The sequence below is a fragment of the Pseudomonas sp. AC070 genome, assembly GCF_979258635.1.
In genome coordinates this window covers 542,750-566,870 of sequence record NZ_OZ409871.1, presented here as the reverse complement: position 1 = coordinate 566,870, position 24,121 = coordinate 542,750, and the positions used below count along the sequence as shown (strand labels likewise).

Annotated in this window: 21 protein-coding genes and 1 riboswitch; of the genes, 13 read left to right on the top strand and 8 right to left on the bottom strand. The window is 62.1% G+C overall.

The window, feature by feature from the left end:
• Window positions 1-22: 22 nt before the first annotated feature.
• Window positions 23-1,477, top strand: coding sequence for a protein adenylyltransferase SelO (gene selO / locus ACZZ0Q_RS02420; protein WP_463560256.1), 1,455 nt, complete (start codon window positions 23-25; stop codon window positions 1,475-1,477).
• A 31-nt stretch (window positions 1,478-1,508) separates the two neighbouring features.
• On the opposite strand, the gene ACZZ0Q_RS02415 is transcribed toward selO, so the two are convergent.
• On the bottom strand, window positions 1,509-2,198 hold the full coding sequence (locus ACZZ0Q_RS02415) for an aspartate/glutamate racemase family protein (RefSeq protein WP_463560253.1): 690 nt from the start codon (window positions 2,196-2,198) through the stop codon (window positions 1,509-1,511).
• Between the two features lie 267 nt (window positions 2,199-2,465).
• Between ACZZ0Q_RS02415 and ACZZ0Q_RS02410 the strand changes: the two genes are divergently transcribed.
• The 3 genes from ACZZ0Q_RS02410 (at window position 2,466) to ACZZ0Q_RS02400 (ending at window position 4,469) form a co-directional block, all read left to right on the top strand.
• Window positions 2,466-3,443, top strand: a complete 978-nt coding sequence (locus ACZZ0Q_RS02410) for a sulfite exporter TauE/SafE family protein (RefSeq protein WP_463540207.1) — start codon at window positions 2,466-2,468, stop codon at window positions 3,441-3,443.
• Between the two features lie 50 nt (window positions 3,444-3,493).
• Window positions 3,494-3,928 carry a thioredoxin TrxC gene (trxC, locus tag ACZZ0Q_RS02405; RefSeq protein WP_463540208.1) on the top strand — a complete coding sequence of 145 codons (435 nt, stop codon included), beginning with the start codon at window positions 3,494-3,496 and terminating at the stop codon, window positions 3,926-3,928.
• A 97-nt stretch (window positions 3,929-4,025) separates the two neighbouring features.
• Window positions 4,026-4,469 carry a YiiD C-terminal domain-containing protein gene (locus ACZZ0Q_RS02400; protein ID WP_463540209.1) on the top strand — a complete coding sequence of 148 codons (444 nt, stop codon included), beginning with the start codon at window positions 4,026-4,028 and terminating at the stop codon, window positions 4,467-4,469.
• Between the two features lie 10 nt (window positions 4,470-4,479).
• Here ACZZ0Q_RS02400 and ACZZ0Q_RS02395 read toward each other — a convergent pair whose 3' ends face one another.
• The 4 genes from ACZZ0Q_RS02395 to ACZZ0Q_RS02380 are packed head-to-tail and all read right to left on the bottom strand — an operon-like array spanning window position 4,480 to window position 8,196.
• Window positions 4,480-5,409: an NAD-dependent epimerase/dehydratase family protein gene (locus tag ACZZ0Q_RS02395; protein ID WP_463540210.1), complete on the bottom strand. Its 930-nt coding sequence runs from the start codon at window positions 5,407-5,409 to the stop codon at window positions 4,480-4,482.
• Entirely contained in the window at window positions 5,402-6,286 is an 885-nt protein-coding gene (locus ACZZ0Q_RS02390) for a sugar nucleotide-binding protein (RefSeq protein ID WP_463560251.1), read from the bottom strand. Before ACZZ0Q_RS02390 ends, ACZZ0Q_RS02395 begins: the two co-directional genes overlap by 8 nt.
• A gap of 17 nt (window positions 6,287-6,303) precedes the next feature.
• A complete protein-coding gene (locus ACZZ0Q_RS02385; RefSeq protein WP_463540211.1) occupies window positions 6,304-6,801 on the bottom strand; it encodes a single-stranded DNA-binding protein in 498 nt (165 codons plus the stop codon).
• Window positions 6,802-6,810: 9 nt separating this feature from the next.
• On the bottom strand, window positions 6,811-8,196 hold the full coding sequence (locus ACZZ0Q_RS02380; protein WP_463540212.1) for an MFS transporter: 1,386 nt from the start codon (window positions 8,194-8,196) through the stop codon (window positions 6,811-6,813).
• 128 nt (window positions 8,197-8,324) lie between these two features.
• Between ACZZ0Q_RS02380 and uvrA the strand changes: the two genes are divergently transcribed.
• On the top strand, window positions 8,325-11,159 hold the full coding sequence (uvrA, locus tag ACZZ0Q_RS02375) for an excinuclease ABC subunit UvrA (RefSeq protein WP_463540213.1): 2,835 nt from the start codon (window positions 8,325-8,327) through the stop codon (window positions 11,157-11,159).
• Between the two features lie 136 nt (window positions 11,160-11,295).
• On the opposite strand, the gene serB is transcribed toward uvrA, so the two are convergent.
• Complete coding sequence (gene serB, locus ACZZ0Q_RS02370; RefSeq protein WP_463540214.1) at window positions 11,296-12,510, bottom strand: phosphoserine phosphatase SerB; 1,215 nt, start codon at window positions 12,508-12,510, stop codon at window positions 11,296-11,298.
• A gap of 192 nt (window positions 12,511-12,702) precedes the next feature.
• On the opposite strand from serB, the gene ACZZ0Q_RS02365 reads away from it, so the two are divergent.
• On the top strand, window positions 12,703-14,292 hold the full coding sequence (locus tag ACZZ0Q_RS02365; protein ID WP_463540215.1) for a histidine kinase: 1,590 nt from the start codon (window positions 12,703-12,705) through the stop codon (window positions 14,290-14,292).
• On the top strand, window positions 14,289-14,816 hold the full coding sequence (locus ACZZ0Q_RS02360) for a metal-dependent hydrolase (protein ID WP_463540216.1): 528 nt from the start codon (window positions 14,289-14,291) through the stop codon (window positions 14,814-14,816). The genes ACZZ0Q_RS02365 and ACZZ0Q_RS02360 overlap by 4 nt, the downstream gene beginning before the upstream one ends.
• Before the next feature lie 219 nt (window positions 14,817-15,035).
• On the opposite strand, the gene ACZZ0Q_RS02355 is transcribed toward ACZZ0Q_RS02360, so the two are convergent.
• Window positions 15,036-16,484, bottom strand: coding sequence for a TolC family outer membrane protein (locus ACZZ0Q_RS02355; RefSeq protein WP_463540217.1), 1,449 nt, complete (start codon window positions 16,482-16,484; stop codon window positions 15,036-15,038).
• A gap of 245 nt (window positions 16,485-16,729) precedes the next feature.
• Window positions 16,730-16,835, top strand: a riboswitch (TPP riboswitch).
• Window positions 16,836-16,934: 99 nt separating this feature from the next.
• On the opposite strand from ACZZ0Q_RS02355, the gene thiC reads away from it, so the two are divergent.
• Both thiC and cytX read left to right on the top strand, forming a co-directional pair.
• A complete protein-coding gene (gene thiC, locus ACZZ0Q_RS02350) occupies window positions 16,935-18,821 on the top strand; it encodes a phosphomethylpyrimidine synthase ThiC (RefSeq protein WP_463540218.1) in 1,887 nt (628 codons plus the stop codon).
• Window positions 18,822-19,019: 198 nt separating this feature from the next.
• The gene (gene cytX, locus ACZZ0Q_RS02345) at window positions 19,020-20,306 is read left to right on the top strand and encodes a putative hydroxymethylpyrimidine transporter CytX (RefSeq protein WP_463540219.1); all 1,287 of its coding nucleotides are present in this window, start codon (window positions 19,020-19,022) and stop codon (window positions 20,304-20,306) included.
• A gap of 89 nt (window positions 20,307-20,395) precedes the next feature.
• On the opposite strand, the gene ACZZ0Q_RS02340 is transcribed toward cytX, so the two are convergent.
• Window positions 20,396-21,142, bottom strand: a complete 747-nt coding sequence (locus ACZZ0Q_RS02340) for an RsiV family protein (RefSeq protein ID WP_463560249.1) — start codon at window positions 21,140-21,142, stop codon at window positions 20,396-20,398.
• A 208-nt stretch (window positions 21,143-21,350) separates the two neighbouring features.
• Between ACZZ0Q_RS02340 and ACZZ0Q_RS02335 the strand changes: the two genes are divergently transcribed.
• From ACZZ0Q_RS02335 to ACZZ0Q_RS02320, 4 genes are all read left to right on the top strand, one after another.
• Complete coding sequence (locus ACZZ0Q_RS02335) at window positions 21,351-21,968, top strand: NUDIX domain-containing protein (RefSeq protein ID WP_463540220.1); 618 nt, start codon at window positions 21,351-21,353, stop codon at window positions 21,966-21,968.
• Window positions 21,959-22,411, top strand: coding sequence for a DUF1249 domain-containing protein (locus ACZZ0Q_RS02330; RefSeq protein ID WP_122449547.1), 453 nt, complete (start codon window positions 21,959-21,961; stop codon window positions 22,409-22,411). The genes ACZZ0Q_RS02335 and ACZZ0Q_RS02330 overlap by 10 nt, the downstream gene beginning before the upstream one ends.
• Before the next feature lie 162 nt (window positions 22,412-22,573).
• A complete protein-coding gene (gene cpdA / locus ACZZ0Q_RS02325; protein ID WP_463540221.1) occupies window positions 22,574-23,389 on the top strand; it encodes a 3',5'-cyclic-AMP phosphodiesterase in 816 nt (271 codons plus the stop codon).
• A 97-nt stretch (window positions 23,390-23,486) separates the two neighbouring features.
• Entirely contained in the window at window positions 23,487-24,104 is a 618-nt protein-coding gene (locus tag ACZZ0Q_RS02320) for a YqiA/YcfP family alpha/beta fold hydrolase (RefSeq protein ID WP_463540222.1), read from the top strand.
• Window positions 24,105-24,121: the final 17 nt, after the last annotated feature.

Sequence of the window (24,121 nt, the reverse complement as noted above, 5' to 3'; positions counted from 1 at the left end):
CAGCCTCTTTCGGACAACGCCTTTGAAAACCCTCGCCGACCTCAATTTCGATAACCGCTTCGCCCGTCTCGGCGATGCGTTTTCCACTGAAGTGCTTCCCGAGCCCATCGACGAACCACGTTTGGTAGTTGCCAGCCCGGCAGCTATGGCGCTGCTGGATCTGGACCCGAACGAAGCCACGAAGCCGGAATTTGCTGAAATCTTCGCCGGCCACACACTTTGGGAAAGCGCCGAGCCGCGCGCCATGGTGTATTCCGGTCATCAGTTCGGCTCGTACAACCCGCGTCTGGGCGACGGCCGTGGGCTGCTGCTCGGCGAAGTGGTGAACGACGCTGGCGAACATTGGGATTTGCACCTCAAAGGCGCCGGGCAAACGCCCTACTCGCGCATGGGCGATGGCCGTGCGGTGTTGCGCTCTTCGATTCGTGAATTCCTCGCCTCCGAAGCCATGCACGCGCTCGGCATTCCCAGCAGCCGCGCTTTGTGTGTGGTGGGTTCGAGCACGCCGGTGTGGCGCGAGAAAAAAGAAACGGCAGCCATGGTGCTGCGCATGGCCCCCAGCCATGTGCGCTTCGGCCACTTCGAGTACTTCTATTACACCAAACAGGAAGAGCAGCTGAAGACGCTCGGCGAGCATGTGCTGCGCAGCCATTTCCCCCAGTGCCTGGAGCAACCGGAGCCATACCTGGCGATGTTCCGCGAGGTGCTGGAGCGCAACGCCGAAATGATCGCCTACTGGCAGGCCTATGGCTTCTGCCACGGGGTGATGAACACCGACAACATGTCGATCTTAGGCATCACCTTCGACTACGGCCCGTTCGCCTTTCTCGACGACTTCGACGCGCGCTTCATCTGCAACCACTCCGACGACAGCGGCCGCTACTCCTTCAGCAACCAAGTGCCCATCGCGCACTGGAACCTGTCGGCACTGGCCCAGGCGCTCACGCCATTTATCAGCGTTGAAGCGCTGCGCGAAACGCTCAACCTGTTCCTGCCGCTGTACCAGGCGCATTACCTCGACCTGATGCGTAAACGCCTGGGCCTGTACCAACCGCATGATGACGACAACAGCCTGATCGAACGGCTGCTGCAATTGATGCAAACCAGCCCGGTCGACTACAGCCGTTTCTTCCGCGAACTGGGCGACAGTGCGCCGGCCGATGCATTGAAACGCTTGCGCGAAGACTTCGTCGACCTGGCCGGCTTCGATGCCTGGGCCGCCGACTACCTCGCCCGCTGCGGCGATCTGGACGTCGCCGAGCGGCGCTCGCGGATGCAAGCGGTCAATCCGAAATACATCCTGCGCAACTACCTGGCTCAACAAGCGATTGAAGCCGCCGAACGCGGCGACTACAGCGAAGTGCGGCTGCTGCATGAGGTGCTGAGCAAGCCTTTTGACGAGCAGCCAGGCATGGAGCGCTTCGCCGAGCGGCCGCCAGAATGGGGGAAGCACTTGGAAATCAGCTGCTCTTCGTGATCAGCGGCCGAGCGCGGCCCTACCTCGGCCTTTATAGAAGCCAATCGAGCCCCATCCGCACATGCTCATGGGTGCTATCAATCAAGGGCAGCGGCGCCTCGCAGCCTTCGAGCAGCAGACCAATTTCCGTACAGCCCAGAATCGCCGCCTCGGCGCCCCGGGCTTTCAGCTCGGCCAGGCAATCGAGGTAGTAGCGTTGCGACGCTTCGGCAAACTGGCCCAGGCAGAGCTGCTGAAAAATGATTCGGTCAATTTCGGCCTGCGCTTCGAGCGCAGGCACCAGCACCTCGATGCCGAAGCGTTCGCTGAGGCGGTCACGGTAAAACGCTTCCTGCATGGTGAAGCGTGTGCCGAGCAGCGCCGCTTTCCGGATCCCTTGCGTTTGCAACGCTTGCCCCACTGCATCGCCGATGTGCAGCAAGGGAATGTCTACCGCCGCCTCGATGGCCGGCGCCACTTTGTGCATGGTGTTGGTCGCCAATAGTAATGCGGTCGCGCCAGCGCTTTGCAGGCCTTTGGCGGCCTGCGCCAACACTTCGCCAGCGCCCGGCCAATCGCCGCTTTTTTGCATGGCGGCGATCTGCGCGAAATCCACCGAATGCAACAGCAACGGCGCCGAATGCAGCCCGCCGAGCTGGTCGCGTACGCCTTCGTTGAGCAGGCGGTAATACGTGACTGTCGATTCCCAACTCATGCCGCCAAGAACGCCGAGGGTGTGCATGGTGATCTCCTTGTTGTGAACCTAAAGGCTAGTGGGTTCCCGGGCGCGTACACAGATACAGCAACGGTTGGAGGCGGCGGCACAGTCAAGCGCATCGCGGCTAAAGCCGCTCCTACAACGGCATGTCTTCAGCGCGATGCTTGTAAGCGCTAAATTCCTAGATGGCATATAAACCTGCCCAATCAGTCTTAGACTCTCTAAGCAAAGCTCTCTATCGTTGCGCCACCGAACGGCTAACCGCTCGCCCCGCTTAAGGCTCTGCTGTAGATGAAAATCCGCGAACTCGATTACTCCGCAAGCCCCCTCAATACCGAACACCAGGCAATGGGCTTGCCGCCGGTTGAAGACTACGTCTCCCATCCCGCCAATCACCCGGTATTGCGCATTGCCATGTGGCTGGCAGTGGCCATTCTGGTGAGCCTGCTGGGCTTTCTGGCGTGGCGCCTGTTCTTTGGTAACCACGAGAGCAGCGGCCTGGAAATTATCGAGGGCGCGCTGACCAGCCCGCTGTTCTGGAGCGCGGTGGCGGTGGGGTTTTTCGCCCAGGCTATCGACGGCGCGCTGGGTATGGCCTATGGCATTACCGCGACCACCTTCCTGCTCAGCGCCGGCGCCTCGCCTGCGGCCGCCAGCGCCAGCGTGCACATCGCCGAAGTGTTCACCACGGGCCTGTCTGGCATCTCCCACGTGAAGCTGGGGAACGTGAATAAATCGCTATTTTTGCGCTTGCTGATTCCCGGCATGATCGGCGCCGTGCTGGGCGCGGTGATCATCACGCAGTTCGACGGCAAGGTGCTCAAGCCCTTTATTTCTGCGTACTTGCTGATCATGGGCCTGTACATACTGCGCAAGGCGTTCAAGCACATCGTGGAAAAACGCGAGCCCAAACACATCGCCAAGCTGGCGCTGTTTGGTGGTTTCGTTGATGCAGCGGGTGGCGGCGGCTGGGGTCCGGTAGTCACCACGACGCTGATTGGCTCGGGCAGCGACCCGCGCACCACCATCGGCTCGGTGAATTTCGCCGAGTTCTTCCTGACCATCGCCAGCGCCACCTCGTTCATCTTGCTGGCCGGCCAGCCGAGCACCTGGTTGCTGGTGGCCGGGTTGGTGTTCGGCGGTCTGTTCGCCGCGCCGTTCGCGGCGTTGCTGTGCAAAAAGCTGCATGCGAAAACCTTGCTGATCATGATCGGCAGCCTGATCACGCTGATCAGCGCCTACAACATCTATATCGGTCTCACCGCTTGAAAGCGCCGGCCTGCGGCTCCAGATAGCGCGTATAGCCTCTGGAGCCTGACATGTCCGACCCTCTCGTCATTCCCTGCCCGCACTGCAACGGCCTTAATCGCATTCCTTCCGACCGCACCGGCGACAGCCCGCGCTGCGGCCGCTGCAAAGAGCCGGTGTTGCTGAGCACGCCGTTCGACCTCACCCAAGCCAGCTACGCCAGCCAGGTTAAAGGCGACCTGCCGCTGCTGGTGGACGTGTGGGCCAGTTGGTGCGGCCCGTGCCAGGCGTTTGCGCCGACGTTCAAGCAAGCCGCCGGGCAATTGCTCGGCCGGGCGCGCCTGGCCAAGCTCGACAGCGAAGCCAACCAACAGCTCTCCGCTCAGTTGGGCATTCGCTCGATTCCGAGTTTGCTGCTGTTCAAAAACGGCAAAGAAGTCGCCCGCCAAAGTGGCGCGATGCCACTGGCGCAACTGCTCGGCTGGCTCAAAACCCAGGGCGTGTGACGTCACTTTTAGTCAGGCGCAGCGAGCGCCGCGGTCATTGTGGTGCGCCGGCTACACGCTAGGCTGGGGCCTTCCCTAATAAGAAGAGACTCCGGCCATGCCATTTCCCCTTGAGGTTGCGCGGCAGCTCACTGAAGAGCAGATCGCGTTCGTCAAACGCAGCCAGTTGAAGGCCGAAGTGCTGGAGCCAGGCTTTGTGAGGTTGTGCATGCCACTGGCCGGCAACCAGAACCATATCGGCAGCATGTATGCCGGCGCCCTCTTCACCCTCGCGGAAATTCCTGGCGGCGCGCTGTTTCTCACCAGCTTCGATACCCAGCGTTTCTACCCGATCATCAAGGAAATGAACCTGCGCTTTCGCCGTCCGGCGACCGGCGATATCCGCGTGGAAGCGCGCCTGGGCGCCGCCGACATCGAGCGTCTGCAAGCCGAAGCCGCCGAAACGGGCAAGGCCGAGTACGTCTTGGAGTTGGCGCTGGTGGATGACAGCGGTGAGGTGGTGGCGCAAAGCCGGGGGCTGTACCAGCTGCGCAAGCACTAAGCGCGCAGGCTTAGCGGCCGAGCAGCTTGGCCAGGCCGACGTCCATCGGTGTTGGCTCGCCGACGTGGTAGCGGCTTAGCAGCCGCCCGTTGTTGGCGCGGGAATGACGGATGTCGCCGTCACGTGCCGGCGCGTATGAGACGGCAGGCAAATTGCCAACCACAGCGCGAATATGCTCCAGCAACTGGTTGAGGCTGGTGGCGCGATTAAGGCCCACATTGGCCGCGCCCGCTTCCACGCCGGGCAATTCCAGTGCCTGCACCAGCAGGTCGATCAGATCACCCACATAAAAGAAATCGCGGGTCTGCTCGCCATCCCCGAATACGGTGATCGGCAGCCCTTGCTGGGCGCGCTGAATAAAAATACTGATGACCCCGGAATACGGCGAAGAAGGATCCTGCCGAGGGCCGAAGATATTGAAGAAGCGAAAGATCGCCGGCTCTAGGCCGTGCTGGCGGCGATAGAAGTCCAGGTACTGCTCGCTGGCCAATTTATCGACGGCATACGGGGTGAGCGGCGCTTTTGGCGTGTCTTCATCAATTGCCAAGCCCTCGCCGTTGTTGCCATACACTGCCGCGCTGGAGGCAAACAGCACGCGCTTCACGCCCTGTTGGCGCATGGCTTCACACACATTCAGGGTGCCGACAAAATTGCTCTGGTGCGTGCTCACCGGATCGTCTACCGAGGCCTGCACCGAGGCCACTGCGGCCAAGTGCACCACGGCCTGGCAGCCTTGCACCGCCTGTGTCACTAACGCCGCATCGGCCACGCTGCCAACGCGCAATTCCAGCCGTGGGTTATCCAGCGGCAAATTGCTGCGCTTGCCCATCGACAGGTCGTCCAGCACGCGTACTGCATAGCCTTTGGCCAACAGGGCATCGACCAGGTTGGAGCCGATAAAACCGGCGCCCCCGGTAATCAGAACGGGACGATCAGGCATGGCGGTAATAACGGTCCAGAAGACTCGGCAAGCCAGCACGCCAGGCGCGCGGTTTGATGCCAAAGGTGTGGAGAATTTTCTTGCAGGCCAGCACGGCGTGCTGCGGTTCGTCAGCCGCATCCGGGCGCGCGGCGTGGGCTTGAGCGCCCACTTCCTGCACAGCCAGCTGGCGGAAGTTACGGGCTTCGGTGAGCACCGCCTGGCCGAGGGCCAGCGAGGTGGTCGCCTCGTAGCCACCGTAGTGGTACGTGCCCCACAGCGGCGCCTGGCAATCGAGCTGCTTGATCACGGCAATCAGCACGCGAGCCGCATCGTCGATAGGCGTGGGATTGCCGCGTCGGTCATCGGCCAGAAACAGCTCCGACTCGTGCTCGGCGCGGGCCAGAAAACGGCCCAGCAAGCCATCGACACTGGCGTCGAGCAGCCAACCAAAACGAATCAGCACATGCCGTGGGCACGCCGCCCGCACGCTCTGCTCGATGCGCCACAACGCTTGCCCGCGCAGGCCAAGCGGCACCTGCTCTTCTTTTTCGCTGTAGGCAGTCGCCCGCGAGCCATCGAATACGCGGTAGCTGGAGGGTTGAACTAGGCGAATGGAATGGTGTTGGCAGAGTTCAGCGAGGCGCTCGACAGCGCGCTCTTGCGGGGCGAAGCGCTCGGCGCTGACCGCTTCGGCCTGGAACCAGTCGTAGTAGTAGGCGAGGTTCACCACCACGTCGGGACGGGTTTCATCAAGCAGCAAGGTCAGGCTGGTGGCATCCCAGCCGCCCTCGGGGGGGCGCGGCGCGAGGAAGCCGATGTCATCTTCGGCTCCCAGGCGGATCAGCGCCTGTCCAAGGGCATTGCCGCCGCCCAGAAGCATCAGGCGCATTTGCATACGTTAGAAATGCCTGATCAGAACGGGATGTCGTCGTCGAAGCTGTCGTAGTTCGGCGCTGGCTGGGCCGCTGGTTGCGGTGCTGGGCGCGATTCACGCGGCGCTTGCTGCTCGCGCTGCTGCGGTGCCGGACGCTGTTGACGTGGCGCGGAATCGCCACCGCCGTTATCAGGACGGCCGCCGAGCAACTGCAGGGTGCCGTTGATGTCGACGACGATTTCGGTGGTGTAGCGTTTTACGCCGTCTTTTTCCCACTCGCGGGTTTGCAGCTTGCCTTCGATGTACACCTGCGAGCCTTTGCGCAGGTATTCGCCGGCGATTTCAGCGACCTTGCCGAACAGGGCCACACGGTGCCATTCGGTTTTTTCGACTTTCTGGCCGCTCTGCTTATCGGTCCACTGCTCGCTGGTAGCCAGGCTCAGGTTGGTGACCGCGTTGCCGTTGGGCATGTAGCGTGTTTCCGGGTCCTGGCCGCAGGTTCCGACCAGAATGACTTTGTTAACCCCACGGGCCATAACGTTCTCCTAAGATTCGGCACGCGCGTCGAGCAAGGCGTCGAGCGCGGGGCGATCCAATTGTTCGGAATCGAATTTGATATAGACGGCGGCTTCGTCGGCCACCACAACTGCATCTGTTACTCCGGTCACTGCCACAAGGCGCTCGACCAAGCCAGCATCGCGCACCGCAGCGGGCGAAAGCGGCAAGCGCAGGCTAGTGACATACGGAGGTTCGCGCATAGTAACAGCAATGATCAGCCAGATCCCACAGAGCGCAGCACATCCTAAAAACACCGTATTCAGGCCGCCGTGCTGGAACAACCAGCCGCCCAGAATGCCGCCCAACGCCGCGCCGAGGAACTGGCTGGTGGAGTAAACGCCCATGGCCGTGCCCTTGCCGCCGGCCGGCGAAACCTTGCTGATCAGCGACGGCAACGACGCCTCCAGCAGGTTGAACGCGGTGAAGAACACTACCGTGCCGACCACCAGTTCATGCAGCGTGCCGTCTGTCAGCCAGAAGAACACTTCGCAGCCCAACAGCACGGCAACGGCGCCGAGCAGGACGCGCTTCATCTGGCGCTTTTTCTCGCCGTAAATGATGAAGGGGATCATGGCGAAGAAACCGACCAGCAGCGCCGTCAGGTACACCCACCAGTGCTGCTCTTTCGGCAGCCCGGCGCGCTCCACCAGGGCAAGGGGTAATGCGACGAAACTGGCCATCAATACCGCGTGCAAAACGAAAATGCCCACGTCCAGGCGCAACAAGTCCGGGTGGCGCAGGGTTTTGCCGAGGGCGTCTTTCGCCACACCGGATTCACGGTGGTGCAACGGCCCGGCCGAGCGCGGTACCCACCAGGCCACCAGCACAATGCCCACCAACGCCATGGCGGCGGTGGCCAGAAACAGACCGGACAACCCGAAGGCGCGTGTGAGCAGCGGCCCTACCACCATCGCCACCGCGAACGACAAACCGATGCTCATGCCAATCATGGCCATCGCCTTGGTGCGGTGTTGCTCGCGGGTAAGGTCGGACAGCAGCGCCATGACGGCAGCGGAAATCGCCCCGGCGCCTTGCAGCACGCGACCGGCGATCACGCCCCAGATGGAGTCGGCATTGGCGGCCAGCACGCTGCCGGCTGCGAAAACCACCAGACCAAAATAAATGACCGGACGGCGGCCGATGCGGTCAGAGATGATGCCGAAGGGAATCTGCAAGACGGCCTGGGTCAGCCCGTAGGCGCCGATGGCAAGACCGATCAGTGCCGGCGTGGCGCCGGCCAGGTCCATGCCATAGGTGGCCAGCACCGGCAGGACCATGAACATGCCAAGCATTCGGAACGCAAAGACCAGCGACAACCCACTCGCTGCGCGGGTTTCGCTGCCACTCATGCGTTCGCTGTGCGGATCGTGCATGGAAGTACCTCAAGAAAATGCGCGCCGATTCTAACAGCCCGTATCCGGCATCGCACAGGCCGGCGCTTCCGGCTGGCTTGACAAGGCCCGTATACTCATCCGTTTTCGCCCGCCAAGCGAGGCTGCAATTGGACAAGATCCTGATTCGTGGGGCCCGAACCCACAACCTGAAAAATATCGACCTGACCCTGCCACGGGACAAACTGATCGTCATCACCGGCTTGTCCGGTTCCGGCAAGTCTTCGTTGGCCTTCGACACGCTGTATGCCGAAGGCCAGCGCCGCTACGTGGAGTCGCTCTCGGCGTACGCGCGGCAATTTCTGTCGATGATGGAAAAGCCCGATGTCGACACCATCGAAGGCCTGTCGCCGGCGATTTCCATCGAGCAGAAGTCCACCTCGCACAACCCGCGTTCCACCGTCGGCACCATCACCGAAATCTACGATTACCTGCGCCTGCTCTACGCCCGTGTCGGTACGCCGCGCTGCCCGGACCACGACCTGCCGTTGGAAGCGCAAACCGTCAGCCAGATGGTCGACCAGGTATTGGCCCTGCCCGAAGGCAAAAAGCTGATGCTGCTGGCGCCGATCATTCGCGAGCGCAAAGGCGAGCATCTGGCCGTTTTTGACGAGCTGCGCGCCCAGGGTTTTGTCCGCGTGCGGGTCAACGGCAAGCTCTATGAGCTGGACGAACTGCCCAAGCTGGATAAACAGAAGAAGCACTCCATCGACGCCGTGGTCGACCGCTTCAAGGCCCGGGGTGATTTGCAGCAGCGCCTGGCCGAGTCGTTTGAAACCGCGCTGAAGCTGGCCGACGGCCTGGCGTTCGTAGCGCCGATGGACGACGAAGAAGGCGAGGAAATGGTCTTTTCCGCGCGCTTCGCCTGCCCAGTGTGCGGCCACTCCATCAGCGAGCTGGAACCCAAGCTGTTCTCCTTCAACAACCCGGCCGGCGCCTGCCCGACGTGCGACGGCCTTGGCGTGAAGCAGTTCTTCGACACCAAACGCCTGGTCAATGGCGAGCTGACCCTGGCCGAAGGCGCCATTCGCGGCTGGGACCGGCGCAACGTTTATTACTTCCAGATGCTCGGCTCGCTGGCCAAACACTTCGGCTTCAGCCTCGACAAGCCGTTCGACAGCCTCAGCGCCGAGCACAAGAAAGTCATCTTGAGCGGCAGCGGCAGCGCTAACGTCGACTTCCGCTACCTGAACGACCGTGGCGACATCGTTAAACGCGCCCACCCGTTCGAAGGCATCGTGCCCAATCTGGAGCGTCGCTACCGGGAAACCGAGTCGACCACCGTGCGCGAAGAACTGGCCAAGTTCCTCAGCACGCAGCCGTGCCCGGATTGCCGTGGCACGCGCCTGCGCCGTGAAGCGCGGCATGTGTTCGTCGGCGAGCGCAACCTGCCAGCCGTCAGCGGCCTGCCGATTGGCGATGCCACGGAATACTTTGGCAGCCTGGCCCTGACCGGGCGCAAAGGCGAAATTGCCGAGAAAATTCTTAAGGAAATTCGCGAGCGTTTGCAGTTTTTGGTCAACGTCGGCCTCGACTACCTGACCCTCGACCGCAGCGCCGACACCCTGTCCGGCGGTGAAGCGCAGCGTATCCGCCTGGCCAGCCAGATCGGCGCGGGCCTGGTGGGGGTGATGTACATCCTCGACGAGCCGTCGATTGGCCTGCACCAGCGCGACAACGAACGCTTGCTGGCGACCCTGCGGCACCTGCGCGACATCGGCAACACGGTGATCGTGGTCGAGCACGACGAAGACGCCATTCGCATGGCCGACTACGTGGTCGATATCGGCCCCGGCGCTGGCGTGCACGGCGGCAACATCGTCGCCGAAGGCACCGCTGCAGAAGTGATGGCGCACCCGGACTCGCTCACCGGCAAGTACCTGTCCGGGCGGACCAAAATCCAATACCCGGCCAAGCGCACGCCGCGCGACAAGAAGCTGTCGCTCAAGGTCAAAGGCGCACGCGGCAACAACCTGCGTAACGTCGACCTGGAGATTCCGATTGGTCTGCTGACCTGCATCACCGGGGTTTCCGGGTCGGGCAAATCGACGCTGATCAACAACACGCTGTTCCCCCTCAGCGCCACTGCGCTGAACGGTGCGACCACGCTGGAAGCAGCGCCACACGACAGCATCGACGGCTTGCAGCATCTGGATAAGGTTGTCGACATCGACCAGAGCCCGATTGGCCGCACCCCGCGTTCCAACCCGGCGACCTATACCGGCTTGTTCACGCCGATTCGCGAACTGTTCGCCGGCGTGCCGGAAGCGCGCTCGCGCGGCTACGGGCCGGGGCGTTTCTCCTTCAACGTCAAAGGCGGGCGCTGCGAAGCGTGCCAGGGCGATGGCCTGATCAAGGTGGAAATGCACTTCCTGCCGGACATCTACGTGCCGTGCGACGTGTGCAAAAGCAAGCGCTACAACCGCGAAACCCTGGAAATCAAATACAAAGGCAAGAACATCCACGAAGTGCTGGAAATGACCATTGAAGAAGCGCGACCGTTCTTCGATGCCGTGCCGGCGCTGTCGCGCAAGCTGCAAACCTTGGTGGATGTGGGCCTGTCGTACATCAAGCTGGGGCAATCAGCGACCACGCTGTCGGGCGGCGAAGCGCAACGGGTGAAGTTGTCGCGCGAGCTGTCTAAGCGCGACACCGGCAAAACCCTGTACATCCTCGACGAACCCACCACCGGCCTGCACTTTGCCGACATTCAGCAACTGCTCGACGTGCTGCATCGCCTGCGCGACCACGGTAATACCGTGGTGGTGATCGAGCACAACCTGGACGTGATCAAAACCGCAGACTGGCTGGTCGATCTGGGCCCGGAAGGCGGTTCACGCGGCGGGCAGATCATTGCCTGCGGCACGCCGGAAGAAGTGGCCGAGATGCCGCAATCGCATACCGGTCACTTCCTCAAGCCGCTGCTAGAGCGTGATAAAGCGTGAGGTTCGCGCCATAAAAAACCGGGCCATGTGCCCGGTTTTTTATGCCCCTCGGCACCCTGTAGGAGCGGCTTTAGCCGCGATGCTCTTAGCGTCAAAAGCATCGCGGCTAAAGCCGCTCCTACAGATGACCGAGGGCCTACGCTTGGCCGTCGCGATCCCGATAGCCCAGCAGATACAGCACGCCATCCAACCCAAGCGTCGAAATCGCCTGTTTGGCCGATTGCTTCACCAGCGGCTTGGCGCGGAACGCAACGCCCAAACCGGCAATCGCCAGCATCGGCAAGTCGTTGGCGCCGTCGCCCACGGCGATGGTTTGCTCAAGGCTCACGCCTTCCTGTTCGGCCAGCTGACGCAGCAAATCGGCTTTGCGCTGGGCATCAACAATCGGCTCGATCGCCACGCCAGTGAGCTTGCCGCCTTCAATTTGCAGCTCGTTGGCAAACACGTAATCAATGCCCAGCTTGGCCTGCAACTGTTTGGCGAAGTAGCTGAAGCCGCCCGACAGAATCGCGGTTTTGTAGCCCAGGCGCTTGAGTTCGGTGAACAGCGTTTCCGCGCCCTCGGTCAGGCGTAGCGAGGCACCGATGGCGGCGAGTTCGCTTTCCGGCAAACCTTTGAGCAAGGCCAGGCGCTCTTTGAAACTGGCGCGGAAATCGAGTTCGCCACGCATGGCGCGCTCGGTGATTTCCGAGACCTTCTCGCCCACGCCCGCCACTTTGGCCAGCTCGTCGATCACTTCCGCTTCAATCAGCGTCGAGTCCATATCGAACACCGCCAGGCGGCGGTTGCGGCGGAATACCGAGTCTTGCTGGAAGGCGATATCGACGTTCAGTTCCTGCGCGACGCTGAGGAACTCGGCCCGCAGCGCGCCTGGATCGGCCGGCTCGCCGCGCACGGAAAACTCGATGCAGCCTTTGCTCTGGTCGGCGGGCGTGTCGAGCGGCATACGACCGGAAAGGCGGTCGATGTGGTCGATGTTCAAGCCGTACTTGGCGGTGATGGAACTCACGCGCTGCAGTTGCTCGGCAGTCACCCGGCGCGTCAGCAGGGTAACGATGTGCCGAGCCTTGCCCTGGCCGCCGACCCATTGCTGGTAGTCGGCCTCGGAGACGGGCGTGAAGCGCACTTGCTGATCAAGTTTGTAGGCGGTGAAGAGCACGTCCTTGAGCACCACGGAGCCCTGCTCGGTGCCCGGAATTTCCACCAGAATGCCGAACGACAAGGTGTTGTGGATAACGGCCTGGCCGATGTCGAGAATGTTCACGCCACCCTGCGCCAGCACGCCGGTAATGGCGGCGGTGAGGCCCGGGCGGTCTTCGCCGGTGATATTGATCAGAACGATTTCGCGCAAGGCGGACCTCCACAAGGCACGGCAGAAGCGTCAACGCCTTGCCCGCACAGGGCGCATACAGGGCGTTGAGGGTGATGAAAAGGCGCACATTCTAACCACTTTCACCGCCATACGGGCACGCACAGCGCTTTGCCCTCCCCCATGCCCTCGTTATACTGCGCGCCAATTCCATTTCGAAAAGAGCCGCGCTCTGTGAACCGGCCCGCGCCTGTAAAACCCGACAACTTTTTCCTGCTGATCTTCCACGCGCTGCGCCAGCGCCGCGTGCCGTTGGCCTTGCGCATTGCCAGTCACAGCCTGTTGCTGGTGGCCGCGGCGCTGGTCATCTATGCCTTGGTGATGGGCATGCAGTTCAAGCAGGCGATGCAGCAGCAAGCCGATGCGCTGGGCCAGAGCCTGACCATTCAAACGGCCGCCTCGGCCACCGAGCTGCTGGTGTCCAACGACATTCTCAGCCTCAACGTGCTGCTCAATAACCTGGTGAAAAACCCGCTGGTGGCCCACGCCGCTATTTATAGCGTCGACAACCGCATCCTCGCCGAAGCCGGCTCGCGGCCCACGCAGAGCATGCTGGGTGAAACCGAAGGCCTGTATTCCACGCCCATTACCTTTCAGGAAGTGATCGCCGGCCACCTGCGCATCAGCCTGGACATGCAGCAATTCCAGCAGCCCATGACCATCAGCCTGCAAAGCATGGGCTTGCTCAGTCTGATTCTGCTGGCCCTGACTTTGAGCCTCAGCCTGCGCTTGGGCCGCCATATTTCCACGCCGCTGATGCAACTGCGCCTGTGGTTGCGCGATCCGGATGATCCGGCGCCCGCTGCCGGTCGCAACGATGAAATCGGCGATCTGGCCCGCCAACTGCAATCGCGCCTGGTGCCGGAAAAACCAAAACCGGTGGCCCCGCCCGAGCCCGAATACAGCGAAGACGACTACGAAGACGACGAGCAGTCCTTCGCCGCCGACGAAGATCCTTACCTGGACGAAGACGCCGACGAGGAGCTCGAATTCGAAGTACGCGACCTGCGCGATGACAGCTACGACAGCAACGATGACGACCTGCGCGAGCCACCGCGCCGCGTGCAGTCGCCGTTGCGGGTCAAACCGATTCAGGCACCGCTGGACGAAGACGACCCGTTCGCCGATCTGCAAGAACCGGTGCTCGACGTAGAAGAAGACGACTACGCGCCCGAGCAAAACCAACCGGAATTGAGCGCTGTTTTGGCCATTCAGTTGGGTGCCCAAGAGCAACTGCGCCGCCTGCCACGTGCGCGCTTGATGGATTTGCTTCAACGCTACCGCGACTGCCTCGACCAGGCCGCCTCGCTGTACAACGGCGTGCTGCACACCCTCAAAGACGGCAGCAGTCTGATGCTGTTCAACAGCGACGACAGCGGCGACGACTACCTCACCCACGCCATTTGCTGCGGCGAGCTGATGCGCGCCCTGGGCCATGCCCTGCAAATTGAAGTGGCCGACAGCGGCATCACCCTGCAATTGCAGCTCGGCCTCACCGCCGGCGAAGACCTCGGCGACCTCAGCCAGGGCGACCTGCTGCTCAGCGACACCGCGCAAGATGCCCTGGCGCTGTCGCAACACAGCCGTAACCTGCTGCTGGTCGAGCGCAGCATTGGCGACGACGTGCTGTTGCGCCAACGCGTACGCATTCGTCCGATCGCCAGCCCGGAAGGCGCGTGCTGCGTCGAACGCCTGCTGGAACCGTACCCCTCGCTGCTTGAACGCCAACTGGCGCGCATGCACGAACAACCCGCCCGTCCTTGACCACCCTTATCACCCACCCGCTGCCCGTTCTGGCCATTGGCCTGGCGCTGGGCAGCCGGGTTATCCCCACGCGCTTGCTGCTGGCCGGCATGCTCGCCGCCTGCCTGCCGGATGCCGACGTGCTGGCGTTCAAATTCGGTATCGCCTACGCCGACAGCTTTGGCCATCGCGGCGCGAGTCATTCGCTGCTGTTTGCGGCGCTGATGGGCGTGCTGGGCGTGATATTCGCGCCGCTGCTCAACAGCGGCCGGATCAAAACAGGCGTGTTCCTGGCGCTGGCCGCCGCCTCCCACAGCGTGCTCGATGCCTTCACCAACGGCGGCCTGGGCGTGGCGTGGTTGTGGCCATGGAGCGAACAACGCTTCTTCACGCCCTGGCGACCGATTGCCGTGTCGCCGTTTATCAACGGCTTCTTTAGCGAACGTGGGCTTGCGGTACTCGCCTCGGAGGCGCGGTGGGTGTGGTTGCCGTGTGCGGTTGTGGCCCTGACCGGAATCGTCGCCCGCAAGGCAATCAGACGGTAGGAGACGGACAGGCCGAGCTCTTATAAATGGCGGCCGTTACTCGGTGGAGGGTTTCGGGGCTAAGGTCAGGCAAGGCGCCCCGGAGCTTTTGAGCGCAGCGTACTCAAGTACGTGAGCACCAAAAGCGAGGATGCAACGCAGCATGGCCGACGCCCCGGAAGCCGGTCGGATGAGCCAAAAAAAGCCCCGCACTTGGCGGGGCTTTTTATTGGGCATCAATCAGTAGTCAGGTTTGGCGCGCAGATTCTGCTCAGCCGACTTGGCCAGATCTGGCGGCAAGAAATCCTTGTCCGGGTTGTAGTCGGGCTTGAGGAAGCGCGCCAGGGTTTCCAGATCCGCCGGGCTCAACGTACCAGCGGCCTGCTTCAGGCGCAGGTTGTCGAGAATGTAGTCGTAGCGCGCGTTGTTGTAGTTGCGCACAGAACTGTAGAGCTGACGCTGGGCGTCGAGCACGTCGACGATGTTGCGCGTACCGACTTGGTAGCCGATTTCGGTCGCTTCCAGCGCGCTCTGGTTGGAGATGATCGACTGCTTGCGCGCCTGCACGGTTTCCACGTCGGTGTTCACCGCGCGGTGCAGGTTGCGGGTGTTTTCCACCACCTGGCGACGCAGGCTTTCGCGCTGCTGCTCGGCCTGGTTCAGGCGCTGGTAAGCCTCACGCGCTTGCGAACTGGTGAGGCCGCCGCTGTAGATCGGGATATTCAGTTGCAGGCCAATGCTGCGTTGCTCAACGTCGCCGTTGTAACGCGGCGCGCCAAAGGTGCCGCTGTTCACGTAGCCCAAGCTGTCGTTGTCGCCGCGCTGGTATTGCGCCACGGCATCAACGGTCGGCGCGTGGCCGGCTTTGCGTTGACGCAGGGTTTCTTCGGCTGCATCAACGGCGAAGTTGCTGGCTTGCAGGTTGAGGTTCTGCTGGGCGGCGGTGTCGACCCAGGCTTTGGCGTCGTTCGGCGCGGGGGCCAGCACCGGCAACGTGTGCTTGATGCCTTCAACCGAGTTGTAGTCGTGGTTGGTCAGGGTAATCAACGATTGGAACGAGTCGTCTACCGAGCGCTGCGCCAGAATCCGGTTGGCGCGGGCGGTGTCGAAACTGGCCTGGGCTTCGAGCACGTCGGTTTTATCCGAGAGACCGACATCGAAGCGTTCATTCGCCTGGTCGAGCTGGCGCTGGAACGCCGCTTCTTCGGCCTTGGTCGAGGCCAGGTTGTCTTGCGCGCGCAGCACAGCGAAGTAGGCTTCGGCGGTTTGCAGAATCAGATTCTGTTCGGTGGCGGACAGTTCGAGCGAGGCTTGCTCGTTAATGGCTTCGGCCGCTTGCAGTTGGAACCAGCGGTCGGCGCGGAAAATCGGTTGGCTCAGGGTGGCCTGGTACACGGTGCCGCTGCGGCTCAGGCTCGGGTCACCGGCAGAAGTCTCGACCTTGGTGCGGCTGTTGCTCATGTTGGCGCCGCCCGAGATGTTCGGCAGCAGCCCGGCGCGGGCCTGGGGCACCACTTCTTTACGGGCTTCATAGTCGGCGCGGGCGGCGGCCAGGTCGGCGTTGTTGTTGACCGCTTCCTGATAAACGCTCACCAGGTCTGTCTTGGCTGACAGGGGTGCTTCCGCTGCCCAGGCAGCGCCGCTTGATGCTGAAGCCACGGCAAGTGCCAGGGAAAGTCTGCGCAGCATGCTAATCATCCTAATTGGTGTGGCCCCTGAACCAGCGGCAGCGGGGCGGTGATGGGCAAGGCTAAGGGGCGCGATGCAGGGGGTCAAGCGCCCTGAACGCGCCGTGAGTGTAGTTTGCGACAAGCTATGTTGCTTGCCCGCAACAATCATCTTTAGGCGACGCTGGCGTCGTCACGATCCGACGTATCAGTCAGACTTTTTTGACTTCGGGGTTGGTTTTCTTCCGCCCCTTGTTTAGAGTGGCCGAGTTCTTGTCGGGGTGCCTTGAGTGAAAGGCTGAGATCGGTTAATCCGGATCCCGTTGAACCTGATCAGGTTAACGCCTGCGTAGGGAACAAGATTGCTCGCCTGCCGTCCGTTTGCGAGTCCTCTGGCACCAGCCCTGGTGCACCTCTGCCCCCTTCAGGTCCACTCCGACAATCCCGTTCAGGATGACGTTGGAGAGCCTTGATGAGCACAAAACAACAACTAAAAAACTTGAGCGAAAGCGCCCAGGTCGATCAGCAATCGGTACAACCTTTCACCCGCTCGCAGAAGATTTACGTGCAGGGCTCACGCCCGGACATTCTGGTGCCCATGCGCGAAATCAGCCTTGACGTCACCCCGACGGACTTCGGTGGAGAGATTAACGCCCCCGTGCTGGTGTACGACACCTCCGGCCCCTACACCGACCCCGCCGTACACATCGACGTGCGCAACGGCCTGGCCGACATCCGTTCGCCGTGGATCGAAGCCCGTGGCGACACCGATCGCCTGTCGGGCCTCAGCTCCCATTTTGGCCAGGAACGCCTGAGCAACCCTGAACTCACGGCCATGCGCTTTGCCCACGTGCGCAACCCGCGCCGCGCCAAAGCGGGCGCCAACGTCAGCCAGATGCACTACGCACGCCAGGGCATCATCACCCCGGAGATGGAGTTCGTCGCCATTCGCGAGAACATGAAGCTCCAGGAACACCGCGCCGCCGGCCTGCTCGACCAACAACACCCCGGCCATAGCTTCGGCGCCAGCATTCCCAAAGAAATCACCGCCGAGTTCGTGCGCGAAGAAATCGCCCGCGGCCGCGCCATCATTCCCGCCAACATCAACCACGTCGAATTGGAGCCGATGATTATCGGCCGCAACTTCCTGGTGAAGATCAACGGCAACATCGGCAACAGCGCCTTGGGTTCTTCTATTGAAGAAGAAGTGGCCAAGCTGACCTGGGGCATTCGCTGGGGTTCGGACACAGTGATGGACTTGTCCACCGGCAAGCACATTCACGAAACCCGCGAATGGATCATCCGCAACTCGCCGGTACCGATCGGCACCGTACCGATCTACCAGGCGCTGGAAAAAGTGGGCGGCGCGGCCGAAGACCTGACCTGGGAATTGTTCCGCGACACCCTGATCGAGCAGGCCGAACAAGGCGTGGACTACTTCACCATTCACGCTGGCGTGCTCTTGCGCTACGTGCCGCTGACCGCCAAACGCGTGACCGGCATCGTTTCGCGCGGCGGCTCGATCATGGCCAAGTGGTGCCTGGCGCACCATAAAGAGAACTTCCTGTACACGCACTTCGATGACATCTGCGAAATCATGAAGGCTTACGACGTGTCGTTCTCCCTCGGCGACGGCTTGCGCCCAGGCTCGATTGCCGACGCCAACGACGCTGCGCAATTCGGTGAACTGGAAACCCTCGGCGAGCTGACCAAAATCGCCTGGAAGCACGACGTGCAATGCATGATCGAAGGCCCCGGCCACGTGCCGATGCAGTTGATCAAAGAGAACATGGACAAGCAGCTGGAATGCTGCGACGAGGCGCCGTTCTACACCCTCGGCCCACTGACCACCGACATTGCGCCGGGCTACGACCACATCACCTCGGGCATCGGCGCCGCCATGATCGGCTGGTTCGGCTGCGCCATGCTCTGCTACGTCACGCCCAAAGAGCACCTGGGCTTGCCGAACAAAGATGACGTGAAGACCGGCATCATCACCTACAAAATCGCCGCCCACGCCGCCGACCTTGCCAAGGGCCATCCGGGCGCGCAGATCCGCGACAACGCGCTGTCCAAAGCGCGCTTCGAATTCCGCTGGGAAGACCAATTTAACCTGGGCCTGGACCCCGACACCGCACGCGCCTACCACGACGAAACCCTGCCCAAGGACTCGGCCAAGGTCGCGCACTTCTGCTCCATGTGCGGGCCGAAATTCTGCTCGATGAAAATCACCCAGGAAGTGCGCGAATACGCCGCCAATCAACGCATCGAGGCGGTGGATATCGACGTGCAGCAAGGCATGCAGGAGCAGGCTGAGCGGTTTAAGCAGGAAGGTAGTCAGCTTTACAAGAAGGTGTAAAGACAGCAGCAACGTCCCCCCTCACCCCAACCCTCTCCCGCGAGGGGAGAGGGGGCCGATCGAAGCTGCAGCGAACATTGGCGACACCCCGAAGATCAGTCCCCTCGCCCCAGCGGGGAGAGGGCTAGGGTGAGGGGAACGGGCCCGCCAGCCAAACCCCACACTCACCACCAACGCGTCTTGCGAGAACAAAAAGCCGTGAACACACCCAGCACCTATTCCCCCGATCTCGCCGTCCCGGCCAGCCAGCGCGTGTTCGGCGCGCGTGATCTATTTTCCCTGTGGTTTTCCCTCGGCATCGGCCTGATGGTGCTGCAAACCGGCGCCCTCCTCGCCCCCGGCCTGGGCCTGGCCTTCGGCTTGTTGGCAATCGCCCTGGGCACCGCCGTCGGCGTGTTGCTGCTGGCGGCCGTTGGCGTGATTGGCAGCGACACCGGCCTGGCCTCCATGGCGGCGATCAAACTCAGCCTCGGCAACCAGGGCGCCAGCCTGCCGGCGCTGTTGAATTTGCTGCAGCTGATTGGCTGGGGTTCTTTCGAAATCATCGTGATGCGCGACGCCGCCAGCCTGCTGGCCACCCGCGCATTCGGCGAAGAGAGTCTGTGGACGCAGCCGCTGCTCTGGACCCTGTTGTTCGGTGCGCTCGTCACCTTGCTAGCCGTTACTGGGCCGCTCACATTCGTGCGGCAAGTGCTGCGCAAGTGGGGCATCTGGCTGTTGCTCGGCGCCTGCGTTTGGCTGACCTGGAACCTGTTCGCCAAAGCCGATCTCGCCACGTTGTGGGCGCAGCGCGGTGACGGCTCCTTGCCATTTGCCCTGGGTTTTGACATCGCCATCGCCATGCCGCTGTCGTGGCTGCCGCTGATTGCCGACTACTCGCGCTTCGGCAAACGCGCCGGCAGCGTATTCGGCGGCACCGCCGTGGGCTTCTTTATTGGCAACGTGTGGCTGATGGGCCTGGGCGTGGCGTACACCCTGGCGTTCGCGCCGAGCGGTGAAGCGAACGCGCTGCTGCTGGCATTGGCAGGGGCAGGCCTGGGTATTCCGTTGCTGCTGATTCTGCTCGATGAATCGGAAAACGCTTTCGCCGACGTTCACTCGGCGGCCGTTTCCAGCGGCACTTTTGTGCGTGTGAAAGTGGAGCATCTGGCGCTGGCCATCGGCGTGATGTGCACCGTGATCGCCTGCGTGGCCCCGCTGGCGCAATACCAGAACTTCCTGCTGCTGATCGGCTCGGTATTCGCGCCGCTGTTTGGCGTGGTGCTGGTCGACCACTTCATCCTGCGCCGCCGCGCCAGCGCGGTCATGCCGCACGCCTTGCGCTGGTCCGCGCTGGCAGCGTGGGCGGGTGGCGTGGCGACTTACCATTTGCTGGCTAATTTCTACCCAGAACTGGGCGCGACGCTGCCGGCGCTCATCGTGGCCGGGGTATTGCAGTTTGGATTGGGCAGCGTGAGCGCCAGAACGCTGGCCGCGCGGGCCTAAAAAGCTCGCGGCTGAAGCCGCTCCTACAGGTTTGCGATTTCTGTGGGAGCGGTTGGGCGGCATTCCGATTAGCCGCGATGCTTTTCGGGTTACCCGCGACCCGGAAAATACTGCGGCTTAACAATGCCATTCAAACGCGGGTACGGAATCTTCAGTTCCGGATGGCCCGAGGCGTATGGCGCAATGCTGTACACGTCGTACATCAAGCTGACGGCACCAAAGGTCAGGCCGATGTTGTCAGTACGCAGGAACGGCCAGGTTTTGATGAATTCCGGATCCTGATCGAGCTTGTTGGCCATCAGCCAACCCTTGTGCGCCAACTCGGCAGCCTGCCAGAAGGCCGCTTCCTGGCCCGGAATCAGAATGTCTTGCAGGGTCAGCACTTTGTGCAGCTTGCGGTCATAGTTGATCAACTGCCGACCCGGCATACCGTGGGCGCCGCCGGTGAACAGGTAGCTCGACAATTCGATGATCACCAGGCCGTCATGCTGCTCGCGTACTTTGGCTTGCAGGTAGCTCGACCAACCCGGTTCGGCCGATTGCAGAAAGCTTTTTTCGTAGCTCTGCAGGGTGGCCGGCAAGGTGGCGTCGGGGGTGTTGATGGTCATCTGGCGCAGACGTTGGTCGATCAAGGCGGTCAGTTGCGGCTCGTCGGCAAAGCTCACGGTGTCGATATTGACCAACGGGCAATCGCTGCCTTGGCAACCCGGCTGAGTGTGTTCCCAGGCCGTGCGTTTAACGTCCAGCTTGTCGGTCAAGCCGGGCTGAAACAGGCTGGCGCAGCCGCCGAGCAGCAGGGCCAGAGCGAGCGGTGAACAGGCTTTCAACAGGGACATAGCATTCCTTGGCAGAGGCAAATTTACGCGGGTGAAAAACAGCAAGTGTCGGGCTTCGACTGCCGTTGCCGACATGAGTTCGGCGTTTGTGGCTTTTGCGCGGGCGGCTATCCTCTCAGCCCGTCGGCATTCTTGAAAGGGGCTGCGGTGCTCGCCGAGGCAAGCTAGGATGACAGCAATCGACGTTTCAGTAGCGAATAGGTAACCGATGACCAAGACCTTCACGCCAGGCCCGGATGACGTACAAATCATTGAGCGGGAAAACTGCTTCAAGGGTTTCTACAAGGTCGACCGTCTGCACCTGCGCCATCGCCAGTTCTCCGGCGAGATGGGCCCAAAAATCAGCCGCGAGCTGTTCGTGCGCCACGACGCCGTCTGCGTGTTGCCGTACGACCCCAAGGCCGACAACGTGGTGCTGATTGAACAATTTCGCGTCGGCGCCATGACCAAAGGCGTTAACCCGTGGCTGCTGGAACTGGTGGCCGGGTTGATCGACAAAGATGAGCAGCCCGAAGAAGTGGCCCGCCGTGAAGCGGTGGAAGAAGCCAATCTGGAGTTGGGTGCCTTGTGGCCCCTGCCCTCGTACTTCCCTTCGCCAGGCGGTTCGGATGAAAAAGTGCACCTCTACATCGGTCGCTGCGACAGCAGCAATGCCGGCGGCGTGCATGGTTTGGAAGAAGAAGGCGAAGACATTCGCGTACACGTAGTGCCCTTCGAAGACGCCCTGGCGGCGGTTCGCGATGGGCGAATTTATAACGCGGCAAGCATCATTGCCATTCAGTGGCTGGCACTTAACCGTGCTGAAGTGAGGGGAATGTGGGCGTAACCCTGCTGCGCGACCGCTACCGCGTCGACCTGATCGAACTGCAAGCCGCCTGCGAGGCCAACTACGCGCGGCTGATGCGGCTGCTGCCGGCCATGCGCGACGAGCGCGGCTCGCGGCGCGTGGCGTTGAGCCAGGGCGAACGCTTGCTCGGTGTGCTGGCGCTGGATGTGTTGGAGGCCTGCCCCTACACCACCACGTTGCAGGTAAGGCAAGAACACAGCTTGCCGTGGTTGCCGATTCCCCGGCTGGAAGTGCGCGTGTACCACGATGCGCGCATGGCGGAAGTAGTGAGCGCCGAGAATGCGCGGCGCTTTCGCAGCATTTACGCGTACCCCAATGCGGCGATGCACCAGCCGGATGAGAAAACGCAGTTGAACCTATTCCTCGGCGAATGGCTCAGTCATTGCCTGGCGTGCGGTCACGAACTGGAACCTGTGCGGTAGACGTCCCTGCGTTTAGCCCATGCGGCGCCACGCAGTGGCGTTCTCGAAAGAGAACTTTTCGCTCTACCACGCCACTTAACTGTGACCCATGTCCACATCCTGCCTTTACCGGTAGCGTGCTAAACAATCATAATTCTCACCAAACCGCTCAAGGAGACGGCCTTGCCGAGCTCGTCCATTCTCTCTGCTGATTCCTCGGTGCTGCTGGTGCAGCTGTCCGACAGCCATTTATTTGCAGAAGCGGACGGCAAACTGCTGGGCATGGACACCCGTCACAGCCTGGAAAAAGTCATCGAACGCGTGCAGCTGGAGCAGCCGCACATCGATTTGATGCTCGCCACCGGCGACCTTTCTCAAGATGGCTCGCTGGAATCCTACAACCGCTTCCGTGAAATGACCGCCGAGCTGCCTGGCGCCGCGCGTTGGTTCCCCGGCAACCACGACGAATTGCCGGCCATGCAGCAAGCCTGCGTGGGCACCGAGCTGATGGCGCCGGTGCTGGATGTGGGTAACTGGCGAGTCACGGTGCTCGATTCTTCCATTCCTGGCGCCGTTCCTGGCTACCTCGAAGAAGCGCAACTGAACCTGCTGGTCAATGCCCTGAGCGAAGCCCCGGACCGTCATCATTTGGTGTGCTTCCATCATCACCCGGTGTCCATCGGCTGCCGCTGGATGGAGCCCATTGGGCTGCGCAACCCGGATGAACTGTTCGCCGTGCTCGACCGTTTTCCACAAGTGAAGGCGGTGCTGTGGGGGCACATCCACCAGGAATTCGACCAGATGCGCAACGACGTGCGCCTGCTGGCCTCGCCGTCGACCTGCGTGCAATTCGCGCCGGGTAGCGAAGAGTTTCAGGTCGACGACACAGCGCCGGGCTACCGCTGGCTGCGCCTGCACGACGATGGCCGCCTGGAGACCGGCGTTTCCCGCGTCACCGGCATTCATTTCGTGGTCGATTACACCATCAAGGGTTACTGACCGCCGCAAGGCGTGACAGCCCAACGCACAACGACCCAACCAACGCCCACACCATCTTTGCTAAAGTGCGCCGCTACGGTTTTATGGAGTCGCCCGCGTGCTGACCGACACCCCCACCCTTCTTTATATACACGGCCTCAACAGCTCCCCGGCATCGCACAAGGCCAGCCAGCTGAGCGGCGTCATGCAGCGCCTCGGCTGGGCTGATCAGGTGCGCATGCCCGCGCTGCACCACCACCCGCGCCAGGCCATGGCGCAGCTGGAGGAAGCGATCATGGAGCTGGGCAGACCGACGCTGGTCGGCAGCTCCCTTGGCGGCTACTATGCGACCCACTTGGCCGAGCGCCACGGCCTGAAGGCGCTGGTGATCAATCCGGCGGTCAACCCTCACCGCCTGTTCGCTGGCCATCTGGGCATCCAGACCAACCACTACACCGGCGAAACCTGGGAACTGACCCTCGACCACGTCACCGCCCTCAGCGAACTGGAAGTGCCGGCGCCCGCCGACCCCGCTCGCTATCAGGTGTGGTTGCAGACCGCTGACGAAACCCTTGATTATCGGCACGCCCAGACCTTCTACCGGGGCTGCGCACTGCGCATTCAGGCAGGTGGCGATCATGGCTTCCAGGGTTTTGCCCAGCGCCTGCCGGCCTTGCTGGCGTTTGCCGGGTTTGCCTCGAGCACCTGGCGCGATTTCGACTTTTCCGACATTTAACGACTGACGAACGAGAC

What these genes read in the sequence shown, in the direction of transcription:
- ACZZ0Q_RS02355 (WP_463540217.1), bottom strand. Translation starts at nt 16,484, where the DNA reads ATGCTGCGCAGACTTTCCCTGGCACTTGCCGTGGCTTCAGCATCAAGC.
- ACZZ0Q_RS02340 (WP_463560249.1), bottom strand. Translation starts at nt 21,142, where the DNA reads ATGTCCCTGTTGAAAGCCTGTTCACCGCTCGCTCTGGCCCTGCTGCTC.
- ACZZ0Q_RS02385 (WP_463540211.1), bottom strand. Translation starts at nt 6,801, where the DNA reads ATGGCCCGTGGGGTTAACAAAGTCATTCTGGTCGGAACCTGCGGCCAG.
- ACZZ0Q_RS02410 (WP_463540207.1), top strand. Translation starts at nt 2,466, where the DNA reads ATGAAAATCCGCGAACTCGATTACTCCGCAAGCCCCCTCAATACCGAA.
- ACZZ0Q_RS02335 (WP_463540220.1), top strand. Translation starts at nt 21,351, where the DNA reads ATGACCAAGACCTTCACGCCAGGCCCGGATGACGTACAAATCATTGAG.
- thiC (WP_463540218.1), top strand. Translation starts at nt 16,935, where the DNA reads ATGAGCACAAAACAACAACTAAAAAACTTGAGCGAAAGCGCCCAGGTC.
- ACZZ0Q_RS02395 (WP_463540210.1), bottom strand. Translation starts at nt 5,409, where the DNA reads ATGCCTGATCGTCCCGTTCTGATTACCGGGGGCGCCGGTTTTATCGGC.
- ACZZ0Q_RS02415 (WP_463560253.1), bottom strand. Translation starts at nt 2,198, where the DNA reads ATGCACACCCTCGGCGTTCTTGGCGGCATGAGTTGGGAATCGACAGTC.
- ACZZ0Q_RS02390 (WP_463560251.1), bottom strand. Translation starts at nt 6,286, where the DNA reads ATGCAAATGCGCCTGATGCTTCTGGGCGGCGGCAATGCCCTTGGACAG.
- trxC (WP_463540208.1), top strand. Translation starts at nt 3,494, where the DNA reads ATGTCCGACCCTCTCGTCATTCCCTGCCCGCACTGCAACGGCCTTAAT.
- ACZZ0Q_RS02380 (WP_463540212.1), bottom strand. Translation starts at nt 8,196, where the DNA reads ATGCACGATCCGCACAGCGAACGCATGAGTGGCAGCGAAACCCGCGCA.
- ACZZ0Q_RS02400 (WP_463540209.1), top strand. Translation starts at nt 4,026, where the DNA reads ATGCCATTTCCCCTTGAGGTTGCGCGGCAGCTCACTGAAGAGCAGATC.